We start from the raw sequence: 11,045 nt of genomic DNA on the forward strand, positions 1-11,045 counted from the left end.
ACCCGGACGTCTCCCGGGCCGTCGTCGTCGTACGCGAGGACCAGCCGGGGCGGCGGCAGCTGGTCGGATACGTGGTGCCCGCCGCCGGTGCGCGGCCGGACCCGGCCGCCCTGCGGGACCACCTCGTCGCGCACGTGCCCGACTACATGGTCCCGGACGCGGTCGTGGTGCTCGACGCGCTGCCGGTCAACCGGCACGGCAAGCTGGACCGGGCCGCGCTGCCCGCCCCCGACTTCCGGGTTGCGGTCATCAAGCAGGGGCCGCGCACGCCGCGCGAGCAGGTTCTCTGCGACCTGTTCGCCGATCTCCTCGACCTGCCCGAGGTCGGGGTCGACGACGGCTTCTTCGATCTCGGCGGCGACAGCATCATCTCCATCCAGCTGGTCAGCCGCGCCCGCAAGGCGGGTCTCGTCATCACCCCGAGGGCGGTCTTCCAGCACAAGACCGTCGCGGCGCTGGCCGCCCACGCGAAAACCGTCGGCAGGTGGATGAGCGGCGGAACGGACACCGGCGTCGGCTCGGTGCTGCTCACGCCGATCATCCACCGCCTGCGCGAGCGCGGCGGACCCATCGGGAAGTACGCGCAGTCGGTCCTGCTGCAGGTCCCCGCGGACCTCGGCGCGGAGCCGCTGGAGCGGGCACTGCAGAGCGTGCTCGACCACCACGACGCCCTGCGGACGCGGCTGACCCGTCCCGAGGGAGGCGGGGACTGGTCCCTCGACGTGCCGTCGCGCGGCACGGTGCGGGCCGCCGACTGCGTCACCTGGGTCGACGTACGCGGCCTGGACGGCCAGGCGCTGACGGCCGTCATCGAGGCGGAGGGCGAGTCCGCGTGGGCCCGGCTCGCCCCCGAGGAGGGCCGGATGGTGCGGGCCGTGTGGTTCGACGCCGGCACCGAAGCCTCCGGACGGCTGCTGCTGATCATCCATCACCTCGTCGTCGACGGTGTGTCCTGGCGGATCCTCGAGGGTGACCTCACCGCGGCCTGGGAGGCGGCCCGGGAGGGCCGGGACGCCGGGCTGCAGCCGGTCGGCACCTCCTTCCGCCGCTGGGCCGAGCACCTGGCCGCCTCGGCGCACGACGCCAAGCGGGTGGCGGAGTCCGGCCAGTGGTTGGAGATCCTCGGCCGCCCGGAGCCCCTGCTGAGCGACCGGCCCCTCGACCCGACACAGGACACCAACCGCACGATGGGCGGTCTGTGGCAGGTGATCCCCGAGGAGACGATCGAGCCGCTGCTCACCACGGTGCCGGCAGCCTTCAACGCCGGTGTCAACGACGTGCTGCTGACCGCGCTCGCACTGGCCGTCGCCGACTGGCGGCGGCAGCGCGGAGGAGGCGACGAGACGGCCGTGCTGGTGGACCTCGAGGGCCACGGGCGCGAGGAGTTCACCGACGGCGTGGATCTGTCCAGGACCGTCGGCTGGTTCTCGAGCATCCACCCCGTCCGGCTGGATCCCGGAGCCCTCGACCGGCAGCAGCTGCGGAACGGCGGAGCCGCGGTCGGCGAAGCGATCAAGCGCGTCAAGGAGCAGCTGCGCGGCATACCCGACAACGGGCTGGGCTTCGGGCTGCTGCGCTACCTCAACCTGGACACCAGGGCGGCACTGGCCGGCCATCCGCCGCGGCAGATCGGCTTCAACTACCTGGGCCGCTTCGAGATGGCCGACGCGGCGCAGGCCGCGGACTGGGGACCCGCGCCGGAGCAGGCGCCGGGCTTCATGGACCAAGACGCCCCGATGCTGTACGCGCTGTCGATCAATGCGATCACCGAGGACCACGCGGACGGCCCCCGTCTGCGCGTCGCCTGGGCCTGGCCCGGGGCCCTTTTCCGGGAGGACGACGTCCGGCAGCTGTCCGAGGCGTGGGAGCGGGCGTTGCGGGCCATGGTCGCCCATGTCCAGGGCGGCGGTGCGGTCGGTGGCCACACACCGTCCGACCTGACGCTGGTGTCGCTCAGCCAGCAGGAGATCGATGAACTCGAGAGCGAGATCGACGACGAGTTCGACGAGTTCGACGACGAGTGGGGACTGAGCCGGTGAAGAAGACCGTGATCGAGGATGTACTGCCCCTGGGTCCGCTGCAGGAAGGCCTGTTCTTCCACGCGCTGTACGACGAGGACGGCGTGGACCCGTACACCGTGCAGAGCCTGTTCCACCTGCGCGGCGCCATCGACGTCGACTCGCTGCGGGAGGCCGCACGGGCCCTGCTGCGCAGGCACGGCGTCCTGCGCGCGGGCTTCCGGCAGCGCGGCGGCGAGCGTCCCGTGCAGGTCGTCCGGCGCGAGGTGCCCCTGCGCTGGACCGAGCACGACCTGTCCGGGCTGTCCGACGGCGAACGCGAGACGGAGCTGCGGCGCCTGGTGGACGAGGACCGCGTCCGGCGGTTCGACATGAACCGCCCGCCCCTGATGCGCTTCACGTTCGTCCGCTACGGCGCCGACGAGTACCGGCTGCTGGTCACCAAGCACCACATCCTGATGGACGGCTGGTCCTCGCCCATCGTGGTCCGTGACCTGTTCGAGCTGTACGTCAGCAAGGGGGACGCGTCCGGCCTGCCGCCCGTCACCCCGTACCGCGAGTACCTGGCCTGGCTGGGCAAGCGGGACCGTCCGGCCGCCGAGGCGGCCTGGCGGCAGGAGCTGGCCGGCCTGGCCGAGCCGACCCTGTTGGCCCCGCGCGCCCCCGGGGCGCTCACCGGCGTCCCGGAGAGTTTCGAGGCGACGTTCTCCGAGGAGCTGACGGCGTCGCTCACCGCGCTGGCCCGCGGGCACGGCTGGACGCTCAACACCCTGGTGCAGGGCGCCTGGGGACTGCTGCTCGGGTCCCTGACCGGCCGGGACGACGTGGTGTTCGGTACCACCGTCTCCGGCAGGCCACCGGAGATACCCGGTGTGGAGCACATGGTCGGGCTCTTCATCAACACCTTGCCGGTGCGGGTCGTCCTCGACCCCGCGGAGCCGCTGACCACTCTGTTCGACCGCCTCCACGACCAGCAGGTCCGGCTCATGGACCACCAGCACGTCGGCCTCACGGACATCCAGGCCCTGGCCGGCCGGGGACCGCTGTTCGACACGCTGCTGCTGTTCGAGAACTACGCCGTCGACACGGCCGGCGTCGAGTCCACCCTCGCCGGCGCCAGTGTCACCGCGGGCTCCGGGCGAGACGCCACGCACTACCCGCTCACCCTCACCATGGCACCCGGCCCGCGGATGAGGCTCAAGCTGGGCTACCGTCCCGACCTGTTTGACGAGGCGGAGGTACGGGACCTGGTCGCGCGGCTGACCCGGCTCTTCGAGGCGGTGGCCGCCGACCCCGGACAGCTGGTGGGCCGCGTGGACGACCTGTCGGCCGACACGCGGCGGCAGATGCTGCCCGAATGGGACACCGACGGCCGTGAGGTCCCCGCCACCGTCCTGCCCGCCATGTTCGAGGAGCAGGCGGCCCGCACCCCGGAGCGGGCCGCCGTGCTGCACCGCGGCATCCGGCTCACGTACGCCGAGCTCAACGCGCGGGCGAACCGGCTCGCGCACCTGCTGGTCCGGCGTGGGGCCGGGCCCGGCCGGCTGGTGGCGCTGGCTCTGCCCCGCTCCGAACGAATGATCGTCACCCTCCTCGCCGTGCTCAAAGCCGGCGCGGGCTATCTGCCCGTCGACCCCCAGTACCCGGCGGACCGGCTGCGCTACATCCTTCAGGACGCCCGCCCGGCGCTGGTGCTCACCGAGTCCTCCGTGGCTCAGCGGCTGCCGGCCGAGCGGGAACTGCTGATCGAGCTGGACGCCCCGGCCACCGCGGCGGCCTGCGAGGCCTGCCCGGACCGCGACGTCCTCGACACCGACCGCACGGCCCCGCTCTCGCCCGCCCACCTGGCGTACGTCATCTACACCTCCGGCTCCACCGGCCGCCCCAAGGGCGTGATGGTCACGCACGGGAACGTGGCGAACCTGGCGCTCTGGGCCCGGCACGAGATCGGCGTGGAACGGATGCGCCGCGTACTGCTGACGACGTCGCTCAACTTCGACGTCTCGGTGTTCGAGATGTTCGGCCCCCTGCTCTCCGGCGGCACCCTGGAGGTCCTCGACGACCTGCTCGCACTGTCCTCCCGGCCGGCTGGCGGCGACCCGCCCGGAACGCTGGTGAGCGCGGTCCCCTCGGCGCTCGCCCAGCTCATCTCCCAGGGTGATGTCCGGATCAGTCCCGACACGGTCGTCCTCTGCGGGGAGCGGCTGAGCGCCCAGACCGCGGCCGACATCCACTGGGCCCTGTCCCCGGGACGCCTCGCGAACGTCTACGGCCCGACCGAGGCGACCGTGTACGCGACCGAGTGGTCCACCGAGCGGCCCGTCGACGGCACGGCGCCCCCGATCGGCCGCCCGCTGAGCAACTACCGGGCCCTGGTGCTCGACCGCCGGCTCCGGCCGGTGACCCCCGGGGACGAGGGCGAGCTCTACCTCGCCGGGGCGGGCGTGACCCGCGGCTACCTGGGGCGCCCGGGTCTGACCTCCGAGCGGTTCGTCGCCGACCCCTACGGGCCGCCCGGCAGCAGGATGTACCGCACCGGTGACCTGGTGCGCCGGCGGGAGGACGGCGACCTCGACTACGTCGGCCGCACCGACGACCAGGTGAAGCTGCGCGGGTTCCGCATCGAACTGGGCGAGGTCGAGGCGGTGCTCGCCGACGACCCCGCCGTGGCCCACGCCGCAGCCGCCGTGCGCGACCACCAGGACGGCGACCGGCGCCTGGTGGGATACGTGGTCGCCGCGCCCGGCAAGCGGCCGGAACCCGCTCGGGTCCGGGCACGTACGGCCGACCGGCTGCCCGAGCACATGGTGCCCTCGGCCGTCGTCGTACTGGACGCGCTGCCGATGACCGCCAACGGCAAGCTGGACCGCATGGCCCTGCCCGCGCCCGAGACGGCGACCGGTCCCGCCCGTGCGCCGCGCACTCCCCACGAGGAGATTCTCTGCGGCCTGTTCGCGGAGGTGCTCGGCGTCGACCGGGTCGGTCCGGACGACAGCTTCTTCGACCTGGGTGGCCACTCCCTGCTCGCCACTCGGCTGGTGTCCCGGGCGCGTGCCGCGCTCGGCGTGGAGCTGGCCATCCGTTCCCTGTTCGAGCGGCCGACGCCCGCCGCCCTGGTCCGGCTGCTGTCCGCCTCGGACGCGGGCCGCGGGCGCCCGACGGCGCGCGAACGGCCCGCGGAACTGCCGCTGTCGTTCGCGCAGCAGCGCCTGTGGTTCCTGTACCGGATGGGCGACCACGGCGCCTACCACATCCCCACGGCCGTCCGGATGACCGGAACGGTGGACCTGAGGGCGCTGCGGGCGGCGCTGGACGACGTGGTGGCCCGGCACGAGAGTCTGCGCACCGTCTTCCCGGAGGAGGACGGCCGGCCGCGCCAGGTGGTCCTGCCCGAGGCCGTAATGCCGTTCGAGCACGTGGAGGTGTCGCCGTCCTCGCTGCAGGAGCGGCTCGCGCGCGAAGTGGCACGCCCCTTCGACCTGGCGCACGACGTTCCCATCCGTGCCCACCTCTTCTCGCTCGGCGCCACCGAGCACGTGCTCGTACTGAACGCGCACCACCTGACCGCGGACGGCTGGTCGCTCGGCCCGCTGGGGCGGGACTTCTCCCTGGCCTACACTGCCCGGTGCCAGGGGCTGGCCCCCAACTGGCCGGAACTGCCGCTGCAGTACGCCGACTTCGTTCTGTGGCAGCGTCAGGTGCTCGGCGAGGAGAACGACCCCGGCAGCGCGGTGGCCCGGCAGGTCGAGTACTGGCGCGGGGCGCTGGGGGGCCTGCCCGAGGAGATACCGCTGCCGGTGGACCGGCCGCGGCCCGCGGAACTCACGGGCCGCGGCGGCACGGTGGTCTTCACCCTGGACGCCGCCACCCACCGGAGCCTCGCCGCCCTCGCCCGGGAGACCCGCACCACGCTGTTCATGGTCCTCCAGGCAGGCATCGCCACACTGCTGCACCGGCTCGGCTCCGGCTCCGACATCCCCCTGGGCACGCCGATCGCCGGCCGCACCGACGACCTGCTCGACGACCTGATCGGCCTGTTCGTGAACACGCTGGTCCTGCGGACCGACGTCTCGGGCGACCCCGCCTTCCGGGAGCTGCTCGGCCGGATCCGCGAGCAGGACCTGGAGGCGTACGCGCACCAGGACCTGCCTTTCGAACGACTGGTGGAGGTGCTCAACCCCGAGCGGTCGCTGTCCCGGCACCCGCTCTTCCAGGTCATGTTCACCCTGCAGAACACCGGTGACAGCGAGCTCGAGCTGCCGGGCCTCACGGTGGCCCCGCAACCGGTGGCGCTGGACGTCAGCAAGTTCGACCTGGGCTTCGAGCTCAGCGAGGAACTGACGGCGGACGGCGTGCAGGACGGCATCGACGGCGTGCTGCGCTACAACGCCGACCTGTTCGACCCGGACACGGCACAGTCGCTGGTGGACAGGCTCGTCCGCGTCCTGCACGGCGCCGTCATCGACCCCGACCAGCCCATCAGCCGCATACCGGTGATGGACGCGGCCGAACGGCACCGGGTCCTCAACGACTGGAACGACACCGGGCACGACGTTCCCGACGAAACCCTGGTCACCCTGCTCGAACGGCGGGCGGCACTCGTCCCCGAGCGGACCGCGCTGGTCTTCGAGGGCGAGAGCCTGACGTTCGCGGAGCTGAACGCGTGCGCCAACCGGCTGGCGCGGCTGCTGATGTCGCACGGCGCGGGACCGCAGCGGCTCGTGGCCGTGGCGCTGCCCCGGTCGTTCGATCTCGTCGTCGCGCTGCTCGCGGTGCTGAAGACGGGCGCCGCCTATGTGCCGCTGGACACCGGCTACCCCGCCGACCGGCTCGCCTACATGCTGGACGACTCCCGGCCCGTGCTCGTGCTGACCGGCGGCGACGCCACCGGTGCACTCGGGAGCCCGTTGCCGTGCCCGGTCCTGGTCCTGGACGGCGACGACGTACGCGACACGCTGCCCGGGCTGCCGGACGGCGACCTGACGGCGGCCGAGCGGGGGGCGGAACTCGTCCCGGGCCTGCCCGCGTACGTCATCTACACCTCCGGTTCCACCGGCCGCCCCAAGGGCGTCGTCGTGGAGCACGCCGGCATCGTCAACCGCCTGCTGTGGATGCAGGACCGGTACCGCCTGACGGCACAGGACCGCGTTCTGCAGAAGACCCCGGCCGGTTTCGACGTGTCCGTCTGGGAGTTCTTCTGGCCGCTGATCGAGGGGGCGACCCTCGTCGTGGCCCGGCCGGACGGCCACAAGGACCCCGAGTACCTGGCCGACCTGATCCGCGCGGAACGTGTCACCACGGCCCACTTCGTCCCCTCGACGCTTCGGGTCTTCCTGCGCGACGAGGCGAATCTGCGCGACACCCCCCTGCGGCAGGTGATGTGCAGTGGCGAGGCGTTGCCGCGCGAGCTGGCCGAGCGCTTCCTGAGCCTGTGCGACGCCGAGCTGCACAACCTCTACGGCCCGACCGAGGCGTCGGTGGACGTCACCCACTGGCAGTGCGCCGACGACGGCACGGACCGGCCGGTGCCGATCGGACGGCCGGTGTGGAACACCAGTCTGTACGTGCTGGACGAGCACCTGCGGCCCGTACCGCCGGGCGTGCCGGGCGACCTGTACCTCGCCGGCGTCCAGCTCGCCCGGGGCTACCTCGGCCGACCGGAGCTGACCGCGCGGACCTTCGTCGCGGACCCGTTCGCCGCCGACGGCACGCGCATGTACCGCACCGGCGACGTCGCGCGCCGGCGCCCGGACGGCGTGCTCGAGTACCTCGGCCGTGCCGACGACCAGGTCAAGCTGCGCGGCTTCCGGATCGAACTCGGCGAGATCGAGGCGGTGATCGACCGTGACGGGCGGGTGGCACGCAGCGCCGTGGTACTCCGCGAGGACCGGCCGGGCGACCCGTGGCTCGTCGCCTACGTGGTGCCGGCGGCCGACGGCCGGCCGGAGATCGCCGAGCTGCGGACGCGGCTCGACGAGGCCGTCCCGGACTACATGGTCCCGGCTGCCTTCGTGACGCTCGAGGCCCTTCCGCTCACCTCGAACGGAAAACTCGACCGCAGGGCCCTGCCCGCGCCGGAGCACCCCACGACGGCCGGCCAGGGCCGGTCCGCCCAGACACCCCGCGAGGAGATCCTGCGCAGGATCTTCGCGGACGTCCTCGGACTGCCCTCGGTGGGAGTGGACGACAACTTCTTCGACCTCGGCGGTCACTCGCTGCTCATCGCGCAGGTGGCCGAGCGGGTGCGGCGGGAGTTCGGCGTCGACATCGGCATCCGTACGGTGCTGCGGGCCCCCACCGCGTCGGCACTCGCCGAGCGTCTGTACGAGCTCGACGAGGGCGACGACCTGGACGCCCTGCTCCCCGTGTGGCCGCACGGCTCGCTGCCGCCGCTGTTCTGCGTCCACCCGGGGACCGGCCTGAGCTGGCCGTACTCGACGCTCATTCCCGAGATCAGCCGCGACCGGCCGATCTACGCCTTCCAGGCGGCCGGTCTTCGCGACGGTGACGCGCTGCCGGAGAGCATCGAGGAGGTCGTCGACGACTACCTGCGCCGCATCCACGAGATCCAGCCGCACGGTCCCTACCACCTGCTGGGATGGTCGCTCGGCGGAGCCCTCGCCCAGGCGATCGCGGCCCGCCTGCAGCACCAGGGCGAGGAAGTGGCCCTGCTGTGCAGTCTCGACGGCTACCCAATGGAGGCGGTCGCGGTGAGCGTCGAGCCGTGGAGCAGGCAGCGCTTCCTGTCGGACCTGCTGCAGACGGCGGGTCTGCGCCCGCCGCACGACGGCTCGCTGGACGGCGAGGAGGTGATGGCCGCCCTGCGTGCCGACGGCTCGCCGTTCGGCTCCATGTCGCTAGAGCAACTGGAGAGCATATTCAGGGTGTTCAGGAACTTCGCGGTGATCGGTCACCGTTTCACCCCGGAGCGGTTCAGCGGTGACCTCCTCTTCTTCCGCGCCGCCAGGACCGCCGACGAGCTCGGCGTGTCCCCGCGGTCCTGGGACAAGTACGTGGACGGCACGGTGGAGGTCCACGACGTCGACTGCGCCCACGGCTCGATCACCCAGCCCGAGGCCATGGCCGTCATCGGCCCCGTGCTCCGGGTGAGGCTGGAGGACCCCTCCTGACTCGGCGGCCGGACCGCCCGGCACCGTGCGTACAACCGAGCAATGACGAACCAAGGAGAGAAATTCGCCATGAGCAACCCCTTCGAGAACGAGGATGGCCGCTACCTGGTGCTGGTCAACGACGAGGCCCAGCACTCCCTGTGGCCCTCCTTCGCCGAGGTGCCGGCCGGATGGACCGTCGCCCACGGTGAGGACACCCGCCAGGCGTGCCTGGACTACGTCGAGGCGCACTGGACTGACATGCGGCCCAAGAGCCTGGTCGAGGCGATGGACGCCGCCGCCTCCTGAACAACGCGCGGCCGCGTGCCGCCCCCGGGCGGGCCGCAGCGCTCCCCGCCCACCCCACGCACCCCGCGGACGGCCGGGTCGCCGAACGGCGATCCGGCCCCGAGCCACGACAGTCCCACTTCACTACCCCGAGGACGGACAGCCATGCCTCACTCCCAGACCACTCGGCTGCCGCTGACCGCTGCCCAGTCGGGCATGTGGTATGCCCAGCGGCTCGACCCGGACAACCCGATCTACAACGGCGGGCAGTACTGGGAGATCGACGGCCAGCTCGACCCCGACGTCTTCGAACAGGCGCTGCGTCAGGTGATCCGTGAGACCGACGCGCTGCGCACACGGTTCGTGGAGGACCGGGACGGCCTGTGGCAGCTGGTGGAGGAGAACCCGCGCCGGGTGGTGCACTACCTCGACGTCAGCCGGGAGGACGACCCCCGGGCCGCCGCCGAGGAGTGGATGTGGGCCGACCTCACCCGGCCGATCGACCTGCCAGCGGCGGCCCCGGCCGACCTGTCCGCCTTCGCGCTGATCGAGCTCCGAACAGACCACTTCCTCTGGTACCACCGCTGCCACCACATCCTGCTGGACGGGTACGGCAGCGCGCTCGTCGCCCGCAGGGTGGCCGAGGTCTACACGGCACTCGCCGGCGGCACCGTGGCCGCGCAGAACGACTGGCGGCCGCTCGGCGAACTGGTAAGGGCCGACCAGGAGTACCGTGCCTCCGAACGCCACGCGCAGGACCGCGCGTACTGGCAGGCCCAGCTGTACGACCGGCCCGTGGTGCGCACCCTGGCCGGCCGGACCGCCGCGATGCCACGGCGTCTCGTGCGGTCCACTGCGCACCTGTCACCCGAGGTCACCGCACGCCTGCGCGACACGGCCGCCCGCGCCGGGGTGCCCTGGCCGCCCGTACTCACCGCCACCTTCGCCGCCTACCTGGAGAACCTCACCGGCGGCGAGGACGTCGTCGTCGGACTGCCGGTCACGGCCCGGGTCGGCCAGACTGCGCGTGCCACGCCCGGCATGGTCTCCAACGTGCTTCCGGTTCGTCTGCGCGTGAGCGCGGACATGACCTTCACGGAGCTGCTCACCCAGGTGTCCTCGCGGATGCGGGCGGCGCTGAGGCACCAGCGGTACCGGTACGAGGACATGCGGCGCGACGCCGGCCTGATGGGTGAGGACGAGCAACTCGTGGGACCGCAGGTCAACATGATGCTGTTCGGCGAGAGGCCCTCGTTCGCCGGGTGCACCGCCACCGCGCACACCCTCAACCTGGGTCCCGTGCAGGACCTGTCGGCGGTCTTCCAGGACCAGGGCGACGGCCGGCCCCTGCGCGTCGACTTCGAAGCCAACCCCGGCCTGTACTCCGAGGACCGGCTCGCCCTGGACCAGCAGCGGTTCCTCGCGTTCGTCGACCGGCTCACCGCCGGCGGCGACGATCCGCCGCTCGGCGCGCTCGACGCCATGCTGCCGGGTGAACGCGACCGCCTGCTGGAGCGCGGTGCCGGTGCCGCCCCCGGCGCCCCTTCCGACCGCACCCTCACGGAGTTGTTCGAGGAGCAGGTGGGGCGGGGTGGGGATCGTGTGGCGGTGGTCTGTGGTGAGGAGTCGG

4 protein-coding genes are annotated in these 11,045 nt (G+C 72.5%); all 4 read left to right on the plus strand.

Annotated elements, in window-relative coordinates:
• A partial coding sequence (locus IE312_RS37505; RefSeq protein WP_229900926.1) for a condensation domain-containing protein occupies positions 1 to 2,039 on the plus strand: 2,039 nt, incomplete at its 5' end.
• A complete protein-coding gene (locus tag IE312_RS37510; RefSeq protein WP_189986788.1) occupies positions 2,036 to 9,148 on the plus strand; it encodes a non-ribosomal peptide synthetase in 7,113 nt (2,370 codons plus the stop codon). The genes IE312_RS37505 and IE312_RS37510, both read left to right, overlap by 4 nt.
• A gap of 69 nt (positions 9,149 to 9,217) precedes the next feature.
• Positions 9,218 to 9,436 carry an MbtH family protein gene (locus IE312_RS37515; protein ID WP_189986789.1) on the plus strand — a complete coding sequence of 73 codons (219 nt, stop codon included), beginning with the start codon at positions 9,218 to 9,220 and terminating at the stop codon, positions 9,434 to 9,436.
• 144 nt (positions 9,437 to 9,580) lie between these two features.
• Positions 9,581 to 11,045 (plus strand): condensation domain-containing protein (locus IE312_RS37520; RefSeq protein WP_229900927.1); only part of this gene is annotated, 1,465 nt, incomplete at its 3' end.

Origin of the sequence: Streptomyces capoamus, from assembly GCF_014654935.1 — a bacterium.
Taxonomy (GTDB): Bacteria; Actinomycetota; Actinomycetes; order Streptomycetales; family Streptomycetaceae; genus Streptomyces; species Streptomyces capoamus.

Bases quoted from the DNA above. Each gene is read 5' to 3' on its own strand.
- IE312_RS37515 (WP_189986789.1), top strand. From the start codon at position 9,218: ATGAGCAACCCCTTCGAGAACGAGGATGGCCGCTACCTGGTGCTGGTC.